The sequence below is a fragment of the Nocardia sp. FBN12 genome (genome assembly GCF_050320175.1).
Lineage (GTDB): Bacteria > Actinomycetota > Actinomycetes > Mycobacteriales > Mycobacteriaceae > Nocardia.
The window spans coordinates 264521-283633 of the sequence record NZ_CP190048.1 but is presented as its reverse complement, the minus strand read 5'-3'; the positions used below and the strand labels follow the sequence as shown (position 1 = coordinate 283633).

Here is a 19113-nt window from a genome sequence, read left to right as displayed (position 1 = left end):
CAGATCGTTCCACCGGGCCGTCATGCGGGCCGCGCGTATCAGTCGCGCGTCAGCTTGCGGTGCGTAACACGGTGCGGGCGAGCGGCTTCGGCGCCCATACGCTCGATCTTGTTCGCCTCGTACGCCTCGAAGTTGCCCTCGAACCAGTACCACTTTGCTTCGTTGTCGTTGTCGCCTTCCCACGCCAGGATGTGGGTGCAGGTGCGATCGAGGAACCACCGATCGTGGGAGATCACGACGGCGCAGCCGGGGAACTGGTCGAGCGCGTTCTCGAGCGAACCGAGGGTTTCGACGTCGAGGTCGTTGGTCGGTTCGTCGAGCAGGATCAGGTTGCCGCCCTCCTTGAGGGTCAACGCCAGGTTCAGGCGGTTGCGCTCACCACCGGAGAGCACACCGGCCGGCTTCTGCTGATCCGGCCCCTTGAAGCCGAACGCGCTGACGTAGGCGCGCGAGGGCATCTCCTGGTTGCCGACCTGGATGAAATCCAGCCCTTCGGAGACGACCTGCCAGACGTTCTTCTTCGGGTCGATGCCTCCGCGGTTCTGGTCGACATAGCTCAGCTTGACCGTCTCGCCGACCTTCACCTCACCGCTGTCGGGCGATTCGAGACCGACGATGGTCTTGAACAGCGTGGTCTTACCGACACCGTTGGGTCCGATGACGCCGACGATACCGTTGCGCGGCAGCGTGAACGACAGATCCTTGATGAGCTGACGATCGCCGTAGCCTTTGTCCAGGTTCGACACGTTGACCACGATGTCACCCAGTCGCGGACCCGCGGGGATCTGAATTTCCTCGAAGTCCAACTTGCGGTGCTGCTCGGCCTCGGCCGCCATTTCCTCGTAGCGACCCAGTCGAGCCTTGTTCTTGGCCTGACGGGCCTTGGCGCCGGACCGCACCCATGCCAGTTCGTCCTTGAGGCGCTTCTGCAGCTTCTGGTCCTTCTTGCCCTGGACCTCGAGCCGCTGCGCCTTCTTCTCCAGGTAGGTGGAGTAGTTGCCCTCGTAGCCGATGGCGCGGCCACGGTCGAGCTCGAGGATCCACTCGGCGACGTTGTCGAGGAAGTACCGGTCGTGGGTGACGGCCAGTACGGCGCCCGGATAGTCGGCGAGGTGCTTCTCGAGCCAGAGCACACTCTCGGCGTCGAGGTGGTTGGTCGGTTCGTCGAGCAGCAGCAGATCGGGCTTGCTCAGCAGCAACTTGCACAGTGCGACGCGGCGACGCTCACCACCGGAGAGGTTGGTGACCGGCTCGTCCGGCGGCGGGCAGCGCAGCGCGTCCATGGCCTGCTCGAGCTGGGAGTCGACATCCCAGGCATCGGCGTGGTCGAGGAACTCCTGCAGCTTGCCCATTTCGTCCATGAGCTCATCGGAGTAGTCGGTGGCCATCAGTTCAGCGATCTCGTTGAACCGATCCAGTTTGACCTTGACCTCGCCGAGGCCCTCCTCCACGTTGCCGCGGACGGTCTTCTCCTCGTTCAGGTCGGGTTCCTGCATGAGGATGCCGACCGTGGCGCCCGCGCCGAGGAACGCCTCACCGTTGTTCGGCCGGTCCAGGCCCGCCATGATCTTCAGCACGCTGGATTTACCCGCGCCGTTGGGACCCACCACACCGATCTTGGCGCCGGGAAGGAAGTTCAAGTACACGTCGTCGAGGATGACTTTGTCGCCGTGCGCTTTGCGAACCTTGATCATCTGATAAATGAACTCAGCCATACGCGGAAGCCTATCGGTGGGGGAAACAGGGACGGGATGCGGAAAGGTCGGGTGCCGCGGAAACAGCCCTCATGCGTCGACTTGCTCGGCACGGTTGGTGCTCGACACCACGTCCGGCGATCGCGCGGGGAGGGGATCCGCCACGGTCGTAGAGGCTACGGCACCGGGCGCGGTCGGCGCATACTCGGTGGCAGCGTCGTCGATCCTTGATATGGCAGCGCCGCGGGGGTCGGAAATATTCCGCACCGCCGCGTGTGGCAGCGATCGCATGCCCTCGGACCGGCGAACCACACTCGCATGGCAACGCGCCAGATCGGGACCGACCGCGACCGCGCGCATCTCCAGATCCCGCCGCTCGGTGCCGTCCTTACCGCGGTACTCGTGCGAGCGCAGTTGCCCGTAGGCGATCACCGGATCGCCACGGTGCAACGAACGGTCGACCCCCGCGACCAGCCTGCGCCAGCAACTGATCGTCAGATACAACGTCCCGTTGTCGGTCCACTCCCCCGTTTTGGCGTCGAATCGCCGCGAATTGCTCGCCATCCGGAAGGTCAGCATCTGCTCGCCGTTGCTGAGATCGCGCCGTATCGGATGAGTGATGACGGTGCCGATCACCGTCGTGTGTGCCTCGTACATCGAAGTCGCCCCCCGCTCGAATCCACCGCTTGTCGCTCTGACCACCCAAGGATGACCTGGCGAGCGGGCGGGTGGGACGCGCCGAGTGAATCTGTGGATGAATCGGGCAGTTGTGGATATCGACCGTGTCAGAGCACGGGAAGCTCGGTGTTCGCCCCGCACAGGACCACAATCGGCCGCACGCCGGGCGCCGGCGTGTACACACCGCTCTGCACGGCGGCCAGCGCGGCGGCACCCTCGAGTTCGACCACCACCCGGAACTCACGCCAGAGGTATTCGCGGGCGGCGGTGACCGCGTCGTCGGCAACCGCGAGCGCGGGCATCTGGTGCCGCTGGGCGATGTCGAAGGCGATATCGCCGACCCTGGTCGCGCACAGCAGTTCGGTGGCACGCGAGGGCACGTCGATATCGACCGGCGCGCCGGCCGCGAGCGCGGCCGAGAGCACCGGGATGTGCTCGGATTCGATGCCGACGATCTCCCTGCGCCTGCCCAGCGCCGCGCCGAGGCCCGCGATCAGCCCACCGCCGCCGACGGCGGCCAGCACCGGCGGCCTGCCACGCACCTGCTCTTCCAGCTCGAGCCCGATCACACCGGCGCCCGCCACCACGGCGGGCATGTCGTAGGCGTGCAGATGGTCGGCGCCGCGCTCGGCGGCCAGCGTGACGGCCCGTCGTTGCGCCTCGGCGTAAGTCGTTCCGTGCCACAGCACTTCGGCACCGTGCGCCCACATCGCGGCCACCTTGGTGTGCGGCGCGGACTCCGGCACGATGATCGTGCATTCCATGCCGAGCTGCGCGGCAGCCAACGCGACGGCGATGCCCGTATTACCCGCCGAGGCGACCACCACATGGTCGGTCTCGCTGTCGGTGGTCAGCAGAGCGTTGAGCGCGCCGCGCACCGTGAAGGTGCCGCCGTGCTGGAGGAATTCCATTTTCAGTGAGACCGGCACCGACCCGGTCGGGCCGTCCACGCTCGTGTGGAACACCGGTGTCTTGCGCACCCGCCCGGCCAGCCGCCGCCGCGCCGCCCGCACATCGGTGCGCAGCACCCGTTCCGGCTCGGCCCGCTCAGTCGATTCGCTCGACGGCACACCGAATCCGCTCACCGGCGGACCTCGCCGTCACGACGCGCCAGCTCCGCGTACATCGCGTTGACGGCGGTCAGGTCGGCGTCGTTGTCCCGGTCAGCGGCCCGATCGGTGCGCTTGGCCAGCTTGGTGTCGCTGCGTGACCACTGGATCAGCAGGGCGAGCATCACCACGACCAGCGGCACCTCGCCGCTGGCCCAGGCGAAACTGCCGCCGTTGCGCTGATCGGCGAGCAGGTCGATGTTCCAGCCGAGGTCGAGGGTGCGATAGAACCAGTCGCCGAGCACGGTCGTCATGCTCATCAACGCGATGCCGAAGAAGGCGTGGAAGGGCAGCGTGCCGAACACCATGGCGAGTTTGGTCAGCGGCGCCACCTCGCGGGGCTTGGGATCGATGCCGATCACCACCCAGTAGAACAGGTAGCCGCTGAGCAGGAAATGCGCGTTCATCATCAGGTGGGCGGCGTGCGAGTCGACATAGGTGTCGAATATGCCGCCCAGGTACAACGCGTAGAACCCGGCGACGAAGATCAGTGACGCCACCACGGGCTGGGTGAGAAACCGCGAGACCGGGTTGTGCACGGCCGCCAGGATCCACTCGCGCGGGCCGGGCACACCCCCGCGTCCAGCGGGTGGGAGCGCGCGCAAGGCCAGGGTCACCGCACCACCGAGCGCGAGCAGGATCGGCGCCAGCATCGACAACGCCATGTGCGCGCCCATGTGCACGCTGAACATGGCCGGTGAATAGCGCCCGACCCCCGACGACGTGGCGATCAACAGCACCAGGCAGCCGCTGCACCAGGCGATGGCGCGCCCTATCGGCCAGGCATCGCCGCGCTTGCGCAGCCGGTAGACGCCGAGCAGGTAGACGGCGGCCAACACGATCGCCAGGGTTCCGAAGATCAGATCGAAGCGCCAGTCGAACAGCAGCCTGCTCACCGTAGGCGGTCCCGCGAGGGTGTAGCCGAGCTCCACCTCGACCGGTGTCGGCACCGTGGTCGGCGGCGGTGGCGGGGTACGCCCGAGGCCGACTGCCAGGCCGATGGTCGCCGCGAAGATCAGCATCTCCACGCCGGCGAAACGGATGAGTGTGCCGCGGTCGCGCGGGTCTGCGGCCAGCGCGGGCAGCGAGGCCCTTCGCTGCAGATAGCCGACGGCGCCGAGGACAAGCAGCGCGGCCGCTTTCGCGAGGACCAGCCTGCCGTAGGTGGTGGTGAACAGGTCCGACGCGGGCAGCCGCACCCAGGCGTTGATCACGCCGCTGACGCCGATCACCACGATCGAGATGGTCGCGGCCACCGAGAACCGCCGGGCCGCGATATCGGTATTCGCGCCGCCACGCATCGCGTGCGCCAACACCGCCACCAGTCCGCCCACCCACACCGCGGCCGACACCATGTGCAGGATCAGCGAATTCGTCGCGACATCATGGGAGCCACCGGAGGACGAATGCCCGGTCAGCGCCAGCGGCATCATCGTCACCACCGCGCCCGCCAGCAGGACCGGCGTCCAGCCCCAGCGCAGCGCGCACCGGCACCCGATCGCCACGATCAGCGCGAGCAACACCGTCGTGCGCCAGGCGCCCGCCACCTCGACCTGCGTGATCACCGGCCACAACACTTCGGGTCGCCAGATCGCGCTCACCGGCTGACCGGTCGTATCCGACACCGTCAACGGCACCAGGAGCGCGGCACTCGCGGCCCACACCAGCGCGGCGTCCGAGGCCCGCCGCACCGCCCGATACCCGCCCGCTTCGAGCAGGCCACCGTCACGCGGTGGCAGCAGGAATGCCGCGAACAACAGCGAGCCGACGGTCATCGCGGCGGCCAGATCGGCCACCGCGCGCAACGCGGGCAATCCATATGTTGTCAACGGCCCCGGATCGGGTATACCGAGCAAACTGAGCGCGTGCGCCGCCGACAATCCGACGACCATGGCCGCGACCACCGCGGCGATACACCCGGCCACGACGCTGAGCACACCGAACGTCGCCGCCGGACCCGAGTCCGCCGACGGTCCGCCGTCGACGGCGGGTCCAGCGGAAGGGTCCTGCGATAACGACATGACAACGAGGGTAGTTCGACGTGCCCCGGCCCGCCCCGAGGGGGCGCCACACCCGAGCCCCAACCCGACGATCCGGTCGGTCGCTATACTTTTCGAGCTGGACAGCACGGCCGACTTCGGCCAAGGTAAAAGCGACTGCCTCCGTAGCTCAGTTGGATAGAGCAAGAGCCTTCTAATCTCTAGGTCGCAGGTTCGATTCCTGCCGGGGGCGCAAATGGCCTCTGACCTGCATGAATTGCCGGTCGGGGGCCATTCTCGACTTCAGCACAACGATCCAACAGCTAGAGTTTCGTCAGCCCGGCGATGGCGATGTTGTCATGACGCTTGGTGGACCGGCGGCGGGGTCCAGGTTCCGTCGAGGGCTTCGGCGGCGGGCGCGTAGAGGCGCAAGGTGATGCCCATCGGACCGGTCGGCGCGGGCAGCCAGTTCGGTTCGCGGTCGGGGCCCGGGTTCTTGTGCGAGATGTAGATGTCGAGCGATCCGTCGGAGTTGTAGGTCAGCGGATCGCGGTCGCCGAGGGCGTAGCGGTCGAGTTCGTTGGCGATCTGGAAGCCCTCCAGGTCATACATCGTGACCGACCAGAACGCCGCGACCGGCGGCAGTTTCCCGGCGTCGAAGTGGAGCACATAGTCGTTGTCGCCGACGAGCGGGTTGCCCGCGGCGTCACGAACCAGCAGCGGGTAGATCGCATCCTCGGCAGGGTTGGCACCGAGCCCGATCAGCGTGACCGCGGACCTGCGAAAGTAGTCGTTGCCGTAGACACCGATGGTGTAGAGGATGCTCATCCAGCCGTCGATGGGCGGGATCATCGTGGTCCGCGCGGCGAGGAGATCGGCACGCGCCGCGCTGACGCCCGCGTCGATCTCGGCGAGGTCGGCGGCGGAGAACCGCGTCGGGTCGAAGTCCTGGCCGACGACGATACCGAGCAACGAGATGCGGGCGAGGATGGAAAAGTCGGTCGGGTGAGCGGGGATCGTCTGCAATACGGAGGCAGCGTGGCCGAAGAACTCCGTCGCGGTCATCTCGTTGACCGTGCGGAGCGGTTCGATCTCGCTGACCAGGGCCGGATCGGGGACGAACGGCGGCCGGTCGCCGAGCTCGGTGATCTGTAGTCCGGCCTGGAACTCGTTGACCGAGGCGTAGTCATCGGGGCCGTTCGCCTGAGTTCGCCCGATCACCCACACGATCGGGGTCGGCGCCTCGATCACCGGGATGCCGGCGGGCAACTGGCCGCGATAGCTCGGCCCGACGACGACATAGTCCTTGGCCTCGGTGCCGGTTGTTCGCTTACCCGGTGCGGCGAACGCGTCCGTCCAGGCGTCGAGCATCGGCATCATGTAATACCGGCCGTGACTGTCGGGAATATGAATCTGGACCGGACCGCCGGTGAGGTCAAGCCACGCCGACGAGTACAGCGTGTCGAAGTTCGGGCGTACGACCGCGCGAAAATCGACATCAGGCAACTCGCGCATGTGATGGAACTGGTTCGGCGGTCCGAAACCCGGGGTCGAACCAGCCGGGGAGTTCGTCTGCTGCCGCCGGGTGACATCCATCGTCACCAACGAGTACAGGTAGACGTACGCCTCGTAGCTCAAGGTTTTCAGATCACTGGACAACACGCTCATTACGCCTCCGCTGCAGATCATGATCCCGGTGAGGTCGGCCGCATCCATCGTCGATGCCGGCACCGCGAGAAACCTCACCCCCAGGGGATGAATTGAGCGAAGGCGTCCGCGCCACCGCAGTGGCGAAGGTCCTGATCCGGGTACGCCACCCGCCGAACCGACGCGGCCGCCGACGGAACTGCCATTTCGCCTGGTCAGCGCGTGGGACGACGCTCACAGCGATGCGATGCCAGAACTGCGTCCGCAGGCAGGTAATCTTTCGCCTCATGTGGATCATCCTTGCCATCTCCGTGGTCAGCTCGGTCGCGATTGCGATCTTGTTCGCGACAGGCTTCCCCAAGGACTGAGCGTCCGCGGATCGACCAAGCACCAGCGATCGGTGCCGTTTTCGTCCTGATTCGTGGCGATCGGCCTAGAGTTGAGTGATTGTGCGGGGCGATGTGGTGGGGGATGGTGGGCTTGCCGTCGCGGTGCGGCGTCGTCGCAAGCCAGGTGCTTTCCGGGTGTATTGGACGTTGGCGCGGGCGGGGTTCAAGCGGCAGGCGCAATACAAACTGGCGATGTTCGCCGGGCTTTTCACCAACTGTGTGTTCGGGTTCGTTCGCGCGGCGGTGATGGTCGCGGCGGTGCGGGCCGCCGGTGATTTCGGCGGCTACGACGAGGGCACCATCGGGGCGTATGTGTGGTTGTCGCAGGCACTGCTCGGCGCCACCCAGTTCATGGGACCGCAGATCGACCTGGTCGACCGGATCAAAACCGGTGATGTCGCCATCGACTTCCTGCGCCCGATCGACGTGCAACTCGGCTACCTGGCCACCGATATGGGCCGCGCCGCCTGCACGATCCTGCCGCGCGGGGTGCCGAGCATCCTCATCGGCGCGGCCACCTTCGGTCTGTCGATGCCCGACACACCGCTGGCCTATCTGCTCGGTCTGATCAGTGTGCTGCTCGCGGTGGCGTTGTCGTTTCTGTGTCTGTTCGCGGTGGCGCTGATCGGGTTCTGGGTGGTCGAGATTCGTGGCTTCCGGGTGCTGTACCAGATCGTCGGAACGTTCCTGGCCGGGCTTTTCGTCCCGGTGCACATGTTCCCCGACTGGTTGCGTGTCGTCGCGATGTCTACCCCGTTTCCGTCCATCCTGCAGGCCCCGATCGATACGCTGTCAGGGCGGGCCGCCGGCCCGGAAGCCTTGGTCATCGTTGCGATACAAGGCTTCTGGGTGCTGGTGATCGGACTGCTCGGCAGGGTGTTGCTGCGAGCGGGACAACGCAGGCTGGAGGTACAGGGTGGCTGAACCGGATTCCGCGCGCGTTGTTGCCGGGACCTGGTTCACTCCCTATCTCGCAGTATTGCGTTCGCGTGTGAAAGCACAGCAGGTGTACCGCCTTTCGTTCGCCACCGAGGTGTTCAGCGCCTTCCTGATCGGGCTGGTGGAGTTCGCCGAGGTGTGGGTCATCTTCCACAATGTCAAAACCCTCGGCGGCCTCGATGTGGATGCGGCGCTGCTGCTGTTCGGGCTGTCCAACACCTCGTTCGCGCTGGCACAGGTCGCGGTCGGGCATCTGGACTCCCTGCCCTCGATGATCCGGATGGGCACCCTCGACGCGTATCACCTTCGCCCACAACCGTTGCTGTTACAGCTGGTGACCAGTGACATCTCGTTACGCAGGCTCGCCCGCGCCGCCGTGGCGGTGATCGTGCTCGGGATCGGGCTGTGGCGCAACGATATCGATTGGGGCATCGCCCCGGTTACCTTGATCGTGATCACCCTGATCAGTGGAATCGCGCTGTTCTGTGGCCTTTTCGTATGCGCAGCCGGACTACAGTTCTTCCTGATCGACGGTGCCGAGCTCACCAACAGCTTCACCTACGGCGGCTCGTTCGCCGCGATGCAGCCGGCCTCGGTGTTCCCGACACCGCTGAAACTGTTGTTCGGGTTCGCGATTCCCGTCGCGTTCACGGCGTACGTGCCGACCGTCGCCCTGCTCGGGCTGCCGGGTCCGCCGCTGCTGCCCGCGTGGTCGGCGTGGCTGACGCCACTCGCCGCGGCGTGGGTGTGGTTGCTCGCATCAGCGGCATGGCGGATCGGTACGAGGCACTATCAGGGAGGAGGGGGATAACGATGGACGAGCACGAGAACTCCGAACCGATCATCGACATCGATGACCTCACCCGGCAGTTCACCGTCTACCGCAAGAACGGCAGCCGTTGGCGCCGACATCGCGACACCATCACCGCCGTCGACCGGATGAGCTTTCGCATCGAGCGTGGCTCGGCGGTCGGCTATATCGGCGCCAATGGCGCGGGCAAGTCGACGACGATCAAGATGCTCACCGGCATCCTCGTCCCGACCACCGGAACCGTGCGCACCTGCGGCCTCGAACCGGTGCGCCAGCGCAAGGAACTCGCCTCGCGCATCGGCGTCGTGTTCGGGCAGCGTTCGCAACTGTGGTGGGATCTGCCGCTGCACGAATCGTTTTCGATCCTGGCGGCGATCCACCGCCTCGACCCCGATATCGCCGACAAGCGGACCCACGAGCTGGTGGAACAGCTGGAAATGGGCGACACCCTCGACACCCCGGTCCGCCAGCTCTCGCTCGGTCAGCGGATGCGCGCGGAAGTGGCTGCCGCGCTGTTGCATTCGCCGGAGCTGGTGATCCTCGACGAGCCGACGATCGGCCTCGATGTGTTGTCCAAGCAGCGATTACGCGAGTTCTTGCGCGCCGAACGGATCGAACGCGGCACCACACTGCTGCTCACCACCCACGACATGGGCGATATCGAACGGCTCTGCGATCGGGTGCTCGTGGTCGATTACGGCAGGCTGGTGTACGACGGTTCACTGGCTGGGCTCGGCGCCACCGTCGGCGCGCGGCGCGTCTTGGTCGTCGACTTGGCCGCGCCCACTCCGGATCTCGACGATCTGCCGTGCGGGGCGCAGTTGCTGTCCAGCGAGGCGGGCGGCATGCGCCAGCGGCTGGCCTTCGACGCCGAGAAGACCACCGCGGCGGCTTTACTGGCCGCGGTGTCGGACCGGGCGCAGGTGCGCGATCTGTCGATCGAGGAACCCGATATCGAGGACGTGGTCCGCCGGATCTACGAGTCGACCCGCTGAATTCAGCTCGGCCCGTCCGGGTTTCCCGCGTACATGCTCACCTCGCCACCCTCCCCGAGGAAGGCGTTGACCAGCATGATCCGCTGCGCGCGCAACTCCTCCTCGTCGGGAGCGCCGGTGGTGATCGAAATCTGCGGGATGGCAGCCCAGTTCACGACATAGCGCTCGGGTGGGCCGACGTCGCCGGACAGCCGCGCGAGCCGGAACACCGATACCGCACGACGTTCCATGAGGCCACGCACGACATCGGCGATTCGCTCTGGGTCTTCCAGCGCGAACAGGAACCCGAAGGTCAGCTCTGGCGAGGACACGTAGGCCGGCACAATTATCGAGGTTAGTACATAGGGCGGAAAATGGTTGCCGGAAATGTGCCACCTCGGTTACCCAGCGGTGCTCACCGGGAGACCCCGCCGTAATGGTGGATAACAATTTCCGCCGACCGCCGGGTTTGTACACCATACTATTGCGCGTCACGACCGAATCGCGCTTTCCTGAAGGGGTCCCGATTTTCCCCGGGCCGTCTTCTCTACCCGCAGCGTCGCGGCCATTCGTCGACGTCCGGGCGGGGCTACGCCGGTGCCGGGGAGTGCACCCCCACCACATCCTCCTCGGTGCCGGCGCATCCATGCACGAACGCGTCATCAGGGGCCAGCCATGCCGATCGATTACGGCCACCGTCTGGATGCCGCACAGCTGCCGACTCCCTCGGCACTGTTGCGCGCATTTCTCGAAACCGACCACCCCGACCCGGCGCGACACCGGGTACTCGACGCCGCGAGCGGGCTCGCGCACTGCCACGATCGCCGGCGCAGAGTCCTGGAGCAGGCCCGCGATCCCGCCGCGTCGAGCAGCGGCGTCGCGGCGTGCGGGCGCCTGGTCGACGACATCGACAACGACCGCATCGCGCTGATCGCCCGCATCGACAACTGGGTCGCCACCCATGTCGAACACCGCGACGGCGCCTCGTTGCACACCGAGACGCTCGGCGCGGTGATCGACCGGATGGCCGCGAAATGGGTTGCCGCGCACCAGGCTCTGGCCGCGCAAACGACAACGACACCACGGCAGCGGGAGGCTCGCACCCATCTGCAGTGGTGTCGTCTTGCCGAATTGACCGACGGCTACCGCGATCTGATCACCGATGTCACCGAACACCGCAGGCGGTTGCCGGTGTGGTGAACGTCAGGCCTTGTCGCCCGGCTCGGCGAACACCGGCGCCGCCCCGAGATCGCTCTCGACCGGTGCGTCGAGGTCGACAGTCTCGGTCTCGACGAACTCCGCCGCCGCGCGATCCTGCGCCGCGTCGCGACGAGCAGCAGCCGCGGCTTCTCTCATCTCGATCGCATCGGTGACGAATTCACCGATCTCGCGGGCAACCTCGGCGACGGTTCCGGTGATGAGGGTCGCGATCTTGCCGACCCGCTGGGCACCGGATGCCGTCAGTTCCTGGACCAGGTCCTTATTGCTTTCGAATTTGCCGACCATTTACACGCCCACTTCGGTTGCCTTCCGATTACGCATAACGATAACACCGGGCTTGGGCGCCCTCTTCACGAAACGATCGGGCACCGCGAGCAGGAAGATCTTGGCCCAGACCGAACCGATCTGCTTGGAGAAACGACCGGTGTTGTAGGGCAGGCCGTACTTCTCGGCCAGCGCCTTCACCTCGGGCGCGATCTCCGGGTACCGGTTCGCCGGGATATCGGGGAACAGGTGGTGTTCGATCTGGTGCGACAGGTTGCCCGACATGATGTGGAACAGCCGCGAGCCGGTGATGTTGGCCGAGCCGAGCATCTGGCGCACGTACCACTCACCGCGGGTCTCGACCTCGGTCTCCTCCTTGGAGAACGTCTGCACGCCCGACGGGAAGTGACCACAGAAGATGATCGAGTAGGTCCACACGTTGCGCACCAGGTTGGCCGCCACGTTGCCCGCCAAGGTGTGCAGGAACAGCGGGCCGGTCAGCGCCGGGAACATCACGTAGTCCTTGAGGACCTGCTTGCCTGCCTTCTTACCCTGTCCCTTGAGCAGGGGCTTGATGTCGGACCACTTGCGCTTGCCCTTGATGATGTTGTCGGCCTCGAGGTCGTGCAGCATCACGCCCCACTCGAAGAACGTCATCAGCAGGAAGGCGTAGAGCGGGTTGCCCAGGTAATAGGGGTTCCACTTCTGCGCCTCGTCGATCCGCAGGATGCCGTAACCGATGTCGCGGTCCATGTCGACGATGTTGGTGTAGGTGTGGTGCATATAGTTGTGCGAGTGCTTCCACTGGTCGGCCGGGCAGACCGTATCCCAGTCGAATTCGCGGGAGTTGATACCGCGCTCACGCATCCAGTCGTACTGGCCGTGCATGACGTTGTGGCCGATCTCCATGTTGTCGAGGATCTTCGACACACCGAGCGCGGCGACACCGGCCAGCCAGAACGGCGGCAGGAAGCCCAGGTACATCAGACCGCGGCCGGCGATCTCGAAGCCACGCTGGGTCTTGATGATGTTGTAGATGTAGTCGCGGTCGCGTTCGCCGAGGTCGTCGACGACGCGGGCGCGGATCGCGTCGAGCGCGGCGCCGAGTTCTTCGACCTGCTCCGGGCTCAGGATGACCGGACCGTCTTTGCCTTCGGTGAGGATCGTCATGGCTATATCTCCCCTTGTTGTCTCGGTGTCGATCTACAGCGCGATGTCGACGTCGCCGACAGCGGTGTTGATGCAGACCTGGATCTGCTTGTCGGGCTCGGCGTCGAGTTCGCCGGTACGGATGTTGCGGGTGCAGCCGGAGACCTTGGTTGCCGTGCAGGAGAAGCAGATCCCCATGCGGCAGCCGTATTCCGGGGTCAGGCCGGATGCCTCGGCCTGCTCGAGCAGCGTTGCTCCGGTGTTGTCGGCGGCGACGTCGCTGTCGGAGAAGGTGACAGTGCCGGTGGCCTCGGACGGGTCGGTCGGGACCGTGGTGAGCGTGAATTCCTCACTGAGCACTCGATCTTGGAGACCCTCGGCCTCGAAGATCGTGTGCACCGCGCGCATCAGCGGCGGCGGCCCGCACACGAACGTCTGCGCGTCGGCGAACCAGGGTGCGACCCGCTCGAGCTCGTCGTAGTCGAAGAACCCACTGCCGGTGGAGGTTTCACCGTCGATCACCGTGCCCGGCTCGACCGGGTAGCGGTATTCGATGCGAAAGTTGGCGCGGCGCTGCGCGATCGAGGACAACTCGGCCCGGTGCGGCACCATCTCGGGCTGACGAGCGTAGTGCAGGAACGTGACCTGCCCGGTGTAACCCTCCGCGTCGAGGGTCCGCAACATCGACAGTACCGGCGTGATGCCACTACCGCCGCTGACCAACAGGATCTTGTCGGGTCGCTGCTGCGGTAGGTGGAACACACCGGAGGCAGGCGCCAGGTCGACGACCATGCCCGGCTTCGCGTTGGCGTGCAGGTAGTTCGACACCAGCCCGCCCGGGTGCGCCTTGACGGTGAGCTGCAGGTAGCGCTCGCCGGTGCTCTCCGGGTCGATCGGCGAGTAGCAGCGGGTGTGGCGAACGCCGTTGATCGAGACGCCGATCTGCACGTACTGACCGGCGGCGTGGCCGCGCCACTGCCGCGAGGCGCGCAGGGTGAGCGTCACCGAGCCGGGCACCGCGTGTGAGACATGGGTGACCTCGGCGCGCAGCTCCCGAGCGGTGAGCCCGGGGCGGACGAGCTCCAGGTACCGGTCCAGCGGGTGCGGCGTCGTCAACGTCTGCACCAGATCGATCAGTCCCACCATGTCGTGTTGCCCCTTTTGCGAAGTACGGAGAAGTTCCTCGACGTGCGGTTAAATTTTCAGTGCACGTCTGTACACTCACCAGTGTGCCCGATGACCCCGGGCCACTGTCAACCGGCAATAATGTGAGGCGGACAACATCATGACGAAGGCCGCTATGGTGAACGGATGTATGCTCACCGATGTGACTGAGCAGGCAGGAACCCGCAACGAGCGCAAAGCGCATACCCGGGCAGCCCTGCTCGAGGGCACCCTGGCCTTGGCCTCGGAGCGCGGATTCGCTGCATTGAGCCTGCGTGAGATCGCCCGTTCGGCCGGCATCGTGCCGACCGCCTTCTACCGCCACTTCGCCTCGCTCGACGACCTCGGCGCGACCATCGTCGACGAGGGCGTCACCGCGCTGCGGCTGGCATTGCGCGAGGTCAGGCGCAAGCCGGACGCCCACCTGGCCGATACGGTCCGCTTCGTCTTCGAGCAGGTACGCGCCAAACGCGCCCTGTTCGGTTTCCTCATTCGCGAACGGCACGGTGGGCCCGCGCCACTGCGTCAGGCGATCGCGATGGAGATGCAGCTGATCGTGCGCGAGATCGTCGCCGATCTGTCGCGCCTGCGCGCACTGGATTCGTGGAGCACGACCGAGCTGGAGATCGCCGCGGACCTGCTGGTCACCACCGTGACCGACGGTATCGCCGCGTTCGTCGCATCGAGCCCTCGCGAGGAATCGGCCATCCAGGAGCGCACCGTCATGCAGATGCGGCTCATCGCCCTCGGCATCGCGGGCTGGACGCCGAGCGGGCTCCCCGAGTCTTAGGCTCATCGACGCCTCCGCGGCTACCGGACGTGGGCACGCCAGGTGAACGCATCGGGCGGAACGATCGGCCTACACAGGGCGTACCCGGTGAGTTACCCCTGCCCCTTCGAGGTTAGTTGGCCACCGCTGTTCGGAGTACAGGTGTTCACACTCAATGCGCGCGACGATTTCAGTGATACCCCACAACACGATTCACTCGGCGCGCGCAGGCGCACGCACCGGGAGCAACACCAGCAGACCCAGCGCCAGCACGACGAGCAGTCCGGCGATGCCGGCGCGGTCGCTGTGGAAAACCGCCACGAACACGCCGAACAGGGCAGGCGCCAGGAACGACACGGCCCGTCCGGTGGTCGTGTACAGCCCGAACAGCTGACCTTCCCGTCCCGGCGGAGCCAGCCGGGCCAGGAACGAACGCGCCGAAGCCTGTGCCGGACCGACGAACACGGTGAGCGCGAGGCCGAAGATCCAGAACATCGCCGAGCCCGACACCAGCAGCAGCGCCACTCCGCACACCAGCATCCCGGCCAGCGACCCCACGATCACCCGTTTGGGCCCGATCCGGTCGTCGAACCGGCCCGCCACGATCGCAGCCGCCCCCGCGACGACATTCGCGGCGATCCCGAACAGCAGCACATCGGCGTCAGCGAACCCGTACACCGATACCGCGAGCACCCCGCCGAAAGTGAACACACCGGCCAGGCCGTCCCGGAACACCGCGCTGGCGAGCAGGAAGTACACCGTGTGCCGGTCCTGCCCCCACAGCTCCCGCACGTCACGCCACAGGACGCGGTAGGAACCGGCGAAGCCGACCTTCGCCGCACCCGGGTCGGCGCCGGTGCGCGGCATCTCGGGCACCGCGAACAGCACCGGCAGCGCGAAGACCGTGAACCACACCGCCGCGAGCACGATGACGAGCCGGACATTGAGGCCCTGATCGGTGGGCATCGCGAGCAACCCGCGGGTGTCACCGTCGCCGGCGAGGAATCCCACGTAGCAGATCAGCAGCAGCGCGATGCCGCCGAAATAGCCCATCGCCCAACCGAATCCGGACACCCGGCCCACCGTGGCCGGGGTCGACACCTGCCGCATCATCGCGTTGTAGGGCACGCCCGCGAGCTCGAAGGTGGCCGAGGCGAATGCGAGCAACGCCAAGCCAAGCCAGAGGTCGTCATAGTTGTCGCGGACGAAGAACATCAGTGACATCGCGCCGACCGTCAGCGCCGTCAAGGTCGCCAAGGCTCGTTTACGTGAGCCGACCGCGTCGAAGTACTGCCCGCAGACCGGCGCCGTCAGCGCGACGACCAAGCCTGCCCCCGCCAGCGCCCACCCCAGCCAGGCACTCGCCGGTGTCGTCCCCGGCAGATCTTTGCCCACCTTGTCGGTGAGATACACGGAGAACACGAAGGTCAGCGTGACGGCCTGGAACGCCGACGACCCCCAGTCCCACAGCCCCCACGCCAGCACCTGCCCGCGTCCGGCCGCCTCCCCGACGGTCTCGGCCGCGTCCACCTCGGTCATACGCCGAAGCGTAACGACGATCCGACAACCGCGCCGTCTATTGGATCGGCACCGGCAGTTCATATGAACCTGGTTGCATAGTACCCAGCGTTCCGGATACTCTCGTCCCATGGCACTGGAGCACGCGCTACTGGTCTCGCTCACCGAGCGGGCCGGATCGGGCTATGAGCTCGCACGCCGATTCGACAAGTCGATCGGCTACTTCTGGAGTGCCACCCACCAGCAGATCTACCGGGTGCTCAAGCGGATGGAGTCCTCCGGCTGGGTCACCGTCGAATCGGTGACCCAGCAGGGCAAGCCCGACAAGAAGGTGTACTCGGTAGCCCCGGCCGGCCAGGCCGAGATCGCCCGCTGGCTCGCCGAGCCCACCGACGCCACCCCGGCCCGCGACGAACTGGGCGTGAAGATCCGCGCCGCCGCGTACGGCGACATCAATGCCATCTGCGCCGAGGTCGAGCGCCATCGCGGCCAGCACGCCCAGCGCCTCGATGAGTACCGCCTCAGCGAAAAGAAATTCTTCCCGGTGCCGGACCAGCTCTCCGGCACCGCTCTGCACCAGTATCTGGTGCTGCGCGCGGGCATCCGCGCGGAGTCCGGCTACCTCGAATGGTGCGACGAAGTACTGCAGGCCCTGCGACCGCGAAAAGGTGACGACCGCCCATGACTGCCTATCCCCATCTGTTCGAGCCACTCGACCTCGGCCACACCACGCTGCGCAATCGCGTAGTCATGGGCTCCATGCATACCGGTCTGGAGGACCGCGCCTGGGACACCAACAAACTGGCCGCCTACTTCGCCGAGCGCGCCCGCGGCGGTGTCGGCCTGATCATCACCGGCGGCTACGCGCCCAACCGCACCGGCTGGTTGCTGCCGCTCGGCGGCAAGCTGACCAACAAGACCGAGGCCTACCGGCATCGCACGATCACCAAGGCGGTGCACGCCGAGGGTGGCAAGATCGCCATCCAGATCCTGCACGCGGGGCGTTATTCCTATATGCCGACCAGTGTTTCGGCATCGGCGATCAAGTCCGCGATCAACCCGTTCAAGCCGCGGGCGCTGTCGTCGAAGGGTGTGGAGAGCACCATCGACGATTACGCGCGCTGCGCGGGCCTGGCCAAGTTCGCCGGCTACGACGGCTGCGAGATAATGGGCGGTGAGGGCTATTTCCTCAACCAGTTCCTCGCGCCGCGGGTGAACAAGCGCACCGACAAGTGGGGCGGCACACCGGAGAACCGACGTCGGCTGCCCGTCGAGATCGCCCGCCGCATCCGTGCCGAAGTGGGCCCCGATTTCATCATCGTGTTCCGGTTGTCGATGGCCGAACTCGTGGAGAAGGGGCAGACCTTCGACGAGATCGTCGCTCTGGCACAGGAATTGGAAGCCGTCGGCGTCGACATCCTCAATACCGACATCGGCTGGCACGAGGCGCGCGTGCCCACCATCGTCACCTCGGTGCCGCGTGCGGCGTTCGTGGAGTTCACCGCGAAGATCGCGCGCAAGGTGAACATCCCGGTCTGTGCCTCCAACCGGATCAATATGCCCGAGGTCGCCGAGGAGATCCTGACCCGCGGCGACGCGGCGCTGATCTCCATGGCCCGCCCGCTGCTGGCCGACGCCGAATGGGCCAACAAGGCCGAGCAGAATCGGGCCGACGAGATCAACACCTGCATCGCCTGCAACCAGGCCTGCCTCGACCACGCCTTCGGCAACAAGAAGGTGTCGTGCCTGGTCAACCCGCGTGCGGGCAGCGAGACCACGTTGAACTTGCTGCCGACTCGGCGCGCCAAGCGGGTCGCGGTCGTCGGTGCGGGCCCGGCTGGGCTGTCGGCCGCGGTGAGTCTGGCCGAGCGTGGCCATCACGTCGACCTGTTCGAGTCCGATGACAAGATCGGCGGCCAGTTCGACATCGCCCGCCGCATACCCGGCAAGGAGGAGTTCGACGAGTCGATCCGCTACTTCCGCCGCAAGATCGACGTCACCGGTGTCACCCTGCATCTCGAAAAGCGGGTCACCGCCGAGGAATTGATCGCGGGCAAGTACGACTCGGTGATCCTGGCGACCGGTGTGCGCCCGCGCATCCCCAACATTCCCGGTATCGACCACCCGATGGTGCTCTCCTACGCCGAACTGGTGAAGGAGGAGAAGCCGGTCGGTAAGAAGGTCGCGGTGATCGGCGCGGGCGGCATCGGCTACGACGTGAGCGAATACCTCACCGTCGAAGGGCATCCCACGCTCAAGCTCGACGAGTGGAAAGAGGAGTGGGGCGTCGATTCCGAGAACGAGCAGGCTCCCGGCCAGCTCAAGAAGCCCAATCCCTCCCCCGCTGCCCGCGATGTCGTACTGCTGCAACGTAAGTCGACCCCGTTCGGCAAGGATCTGGGCAAGACCTCCGGCTGGGTGCACCGCGCGGCCCTCAAGGCCAAGGGTGTCGAGCAGGTCGGCGGCGTGAACTACGACCGCATCGACGACGCGGGCCTGCACATCAGCTTCGGCGAGAAGCACGAGAACCCGCGCGTGATCGAGGTCGACAACGTGATCGTCTGCGCCGGACAGGAATCCGTGCGCGAACTCGAAGAACCGCTGCGCGCCGCGGGCGTCGACCTGCACCTCATCGGCGGCGCCGACCTGGCCGCCGAACTCGACGCCAAGCGCGCGATCAACCAGGGCACCCGATTGGCCGCTGTGTTATAGGAGCGCTGGCGCGCTCGAGCGCGGCCCCTGGGGGGCCGCGAGTTAGCCGCCGTTGCTGGCGGCTGCGCCGCGGACGCAACGGCGGCTAACTCGCGG

General features: G+C 66.3%; 17 protein-coding genes and 1 tRNA gene. 8 read left to right on the top strand and 10 right to left on the bottom strand.

The features are described from left to right. Positions 1-38: 38 nt before the first annotated feature. The 4 genes from ettA to ACQHI0_RS01605 all read right to left on the bottom strand — a co-directional run bounded on the left by ettA (position 39) and on the right by ACQHI0_RS01605 (position 5502). Entirely contained in the window at positions 39-1715 is a 1677-nt protein-coding gene (ettA, locus tag ACQHI0_RS01620; RefSeq protein ID WP_427906171.1) for an energy-dependent translational throttle protein EttA, read from the bottom strand. Between the two features lie 69 nt (positions 1716-1784). Further along, positions 1785-2351, bottom strand: a complete 567-nt coding sequence (locus ACQHI0_RS01615) for a single-stranded DNA-binding protein (RefSeq protein ID WP_427906170.1) — start codon at positions 2349-2351, stop codon at positions 1785-1787. Between the two features lie 128 nt (positions 2352-2479). Next, positions 2480-3457, bottom strand: coding sequence for a serine/threonine dehydratase (locus tag ACQHI0_RS01610; RefSeq protein ID WP_427906169.1), 978 nt, complete (start codon positions 3455-3457; stop codon positions 2480-2482). After that, complete coding sequence (locus ACQHI0_RS01605; RefSeq protein WP_427906168.1) at positions 3454-5502, bottom strand: cytochrome c oxidase assembly protein; 2049 nt, start codon at positions 5500-5502, stop codon at positions 3454-3456. Before ACQHI0_RS01605 ends, ACQHI0_RS01610 begins: the two co-directional genes overlap by 4 nt. A gap of 137 nt (positions 5503-5639) precedes the next feature. On the opposite strand from ACQHI0_RS01605, the gene ACQHI0_RS01600 reads away from it, so the two are divergent. Next, positions 5640-5713 (top strand) — tRNA-Arg (locus tag ACQHI0_RS01600). Positions 5714-5817: 104 nt separating this feature from the next. On the opposite strand, the gene ACQHI0_RS01595 is transcribed toward ACQHI0_RS01600, so the two are convergent. Then, the gene (locus tag ACQHI0_RS01595) at positions 5818-7128 is read right to left on the bottom strand and encodes a DUF1254 domain-containing protein (protein WP_427906167.1); all 1311 of its coding nucleotides are present in this window, start codon (positions 7126-7128) and stop codon (positions 5818-5820) included. A 428-nt stretch (positions 7129-7556) separates the two neighbouring features. Here ACQHI0_RS01595 and ACQHI0_RS01590 point away from each other — a divergent pair, with 428 nt between their 5' ends. Genes ACQHI0_RS01590 through ACQHI0_RS01580 form a run of 3 tightly spaced genes read left to right on the top strand, consistent with a single transcriptional unit; the run spans position 7557 to position 10241 of the window. Then, a complete protein-coding gene (locus ACQHI0_RS01590; RefSeq protein ID WP_427906166.1) occupies positions 7557-8420 on the top strand; it encodes an ABC transporter permease in 864 nt (287 codons plus the stop codon). Further along, on the top strand, positions 8413-9246 hold the full coding sequence (locus ACQHI0_RS01585; RefSeq protein ID WP_427906165.1) for an ABC transporter permease: 834 nt from the start codon (positions 8413-8415) through the stop codon (positions 9244-9246). The genes ACQHI0_RS01590 and ACQHI0_RS01585 overlap by 8 nt, the downstream gene beginning before the upstream one ends. Before the next feature lie 2 nt (positions 9247-9248). Beyond that, positions 9249-10241 carry an ABC transporter ATP-binding protein gene (locus ACQHI0_RS01580; protein WP_427906164.1) on the top strand — a complete coding sequence of 331 codons (993 nt, stop codon included), beginning with the start codon at positions 9249-9251 and terminating at the stop codon, positions 10239-10241. A 2-nt stretch (positions 10242-10243) separates the two neighbouring features. Here the strand turns inward: ACQHI0_RS01580 and ACQHI0_RS01575 are convergent, their stop codons facing one another. Beyond that, positions 10244-10564 (bottom strand): hypothetical protein, encoded by a 321-nt coding sequence (locus ACQHI0_RS01575; protein ID WP_427906163.1) that lies wholly within the window; start codon positions 10562-10564, stop codon positions 10244-10246. A gap of 331 nt (positions 10565-10895) precedes the next feature. Here ACQHI0_RS01575 and ACQHI0_RS01570 point away from each other — a divergent pair, with 331 nt between their 5' ends. Next, positions 10896-11420: a DUF4254 domain-containing protein gene (locus tag ACQHI0_RS01570; protein ID WP_427906162.1), complete on the top strand. Its 525-nt coding sequence runs from the start codon at positions 10896-10898 to the stop codon at positions 11418-11420. A 3-nt stretch (positions 11421-11423) separates the two neighbouring features. On the opposite strand, the gene ACQHI0_RS01565 is transcribed toward ACQHI0_RS01570, so the two are convergent. From ACQHI0_RS01565 to ACQHI0_RS01555, 3 genes are read right to left on the bottom strand one after another with little or no spacing between them, the layout of a single operon-like run. Beyond that, positions 11424-11726 carry a hypothetical protein gene (locus ACQHI0_RS01565; RefSeq protein WP_427906161.1) on the bottom strand — a complete coding sequence of 101 codons (303 nt, stop codon included), beginning with the start codon at positions 11724-11726 and terminating at the stop codon, positions 11424-11426. Continuing rightward, entirely contained in the window at positions 11727-12875 is a 1149-nt protein-coding gene (locus ACQHI0_RS01560) for a fatty acid desaturase family protein (protein ID WP_427906160.1), read from the bottom strand. It lies immediately after the preceding gene. A gap of 33 nt (positions 12876-12908) precedes the next feature. Beyond that, positions 12909-14000 (bottom strand): ferredoxin reductase, encoded by a 1092-nt coding sequence (locus tag ACQHI0_RS01555; RefSeq protein WP_427906159.1) that lies wholly within the window; start codon positions 13998-14000, stop codon positions 12909-12911. A gap of 181 nt (positions 14001-14181) precedes the next feature. Between ACQHI0_RS01555 and ACQHI0_RS01550 the strand changes: the two genes are divergently transcribed. Continuing rightward, positions 14182-14808 (top strand): TetR family transcriptional regulator, encoded by a 627-nt coding sequence (locus tag ACQHI0_RS01550; protein WP_427906158.1) that lies wholly within the window; start codon positions 14182-14184, stop codon positions 14806-14808. Between the two features lie 192 nt (positions 14809-15000). Here the strand turns inward: ACQHI0_RS01550 and ACQHI0_RS01545 are convergent, their stop codons facing one another. Beyond that, the gene (locus ACQHI0_RS01545; RefSeq protein WP_427906157.1) at positions 15001-16326 is read right to left on the bottom strand and encodes an MFS transporter; all 1326 of its coding nucleotides are present in this window, start codon (positions 16324-16326) and stop codon (positions 15001-15003) included. Between the two features lie 109 nt (positions 16327-16435). Between ACQHI0_RS01545 and ACQHI0_RS01540 the strand changes: the two genes are divergently transcribed. Both ACQHI0_RS01540 and ACQHI0_RS01535 read left to right on the top strand, forming a co-directional pair. Then, positions 16436-16990 (top strand): PadR family transcriptional regulator, encoded by a 555-nt coding sequence (locus ACQHI0_RS01540; RefSeq protein WP_427906156.1) that lies wholly within the window; start codon positions 16436-16438, stop codon positions 16988-16990. Next, positions 16987-19017 (top strand): FAD-dependent oxidoreductase, encoded by a 2031-nt coding sequence (locus ACQHI0_RS01535; protein WP_427906155.1) that lies wholly within the window; start codon positions 16987-16989, stop codon positions 19015-19017. The genes ACQHI0_RS01540 and ACQHI0_RS01535 overlap by 4 nt, the downstream gene beginning before the upstream one ends. The last annotated feature ends 96 nt before the right edge of the window (positions 19018-19113 follow it).

Coding starts and splice junctions, on each gene's coding strand:
- ettA (WP_427906171.1), bottom strand. CDS start 1,715: ATGGCTGAGTTCATTTATCAGATGATCAAGGTTCGCAAAGCGCACGGC.
- ACQHI0_RS01615 (WP_427906170.1), bottom strand. CDS start 2,351: ATGTACGAGGCACACACGACGGTGATCGGCACCGTCATCACTCATCCG.
- ACQHI0_RS01605 (WP_427906168.1), bottom strand. CDS start 5,502: ATGTCGTTATCGCAGGACCCTTCCGCTGGACCCGCCGTCGACGGCGGA.
- ACQHI0_RS01595 (WP_427906167.1), bottom strand. CDS start 7,128: ATGAGCGTGTTGTCCAGTGATCTGAAAACCTTGAGCTACGAGGCGTAC.
- ACQHI0_RS01580 (WP_427906164.1), top strand. CDS start 9,249: ATGGACGAGCACGAGAACTCCGAACCGATCATCGACATCGATGACCTC.
- ACQHI0_RS01570 (WP_427906162.1), top strand. CDS start 10,896: ATGCCGATCGATTACGGCCACCGTCTGGATGCCGCACAGCTGCCGACT.
- ACQHI0_RS01565 (WP_427906161.1), bottom strand. CDS start 11,726: ATGGTCGGCAAATTCGAAAGCAATAAGGACCTGGTCCAGGAACTGACG.
- ACQHI0_RS01560 (WP_427906160.1), bottom strand. CDS start 12,875: ATGACGATCCTCACCGAAGGCAAAGACGGTCCGGTCATCCTGAGCCCG.
- ACQHI0_RS01555 (WP_427906159.1), bottom strand. CDS start 14,000: ATGGTGGGACTGATCGATCTGGTGCAGACGTTGACGACGCCGCACCCG.
- ACQHI0_RS01545 (WP_427906157.1), bottom strand. CDS start 16,326: ATGACCGAGGTGGACGCGGCCGAGACCGTCGGGGAGGCGGCCGGACGC.
- ACQHI0_RS01540 (WP_427906156.1), top strand. CDS start 16,436: ATGGCACTGGAGCACGCGCTACTGGTCTCGCTCACCGAGCGGGCCGGA.
- ACQHI0_RS01535 (WP_427906155.1), top strand. CDS start 16,987: ATGACTGCCTATCCCCATCTGTTCGAGCCACTCGACCTCGGCCACACC.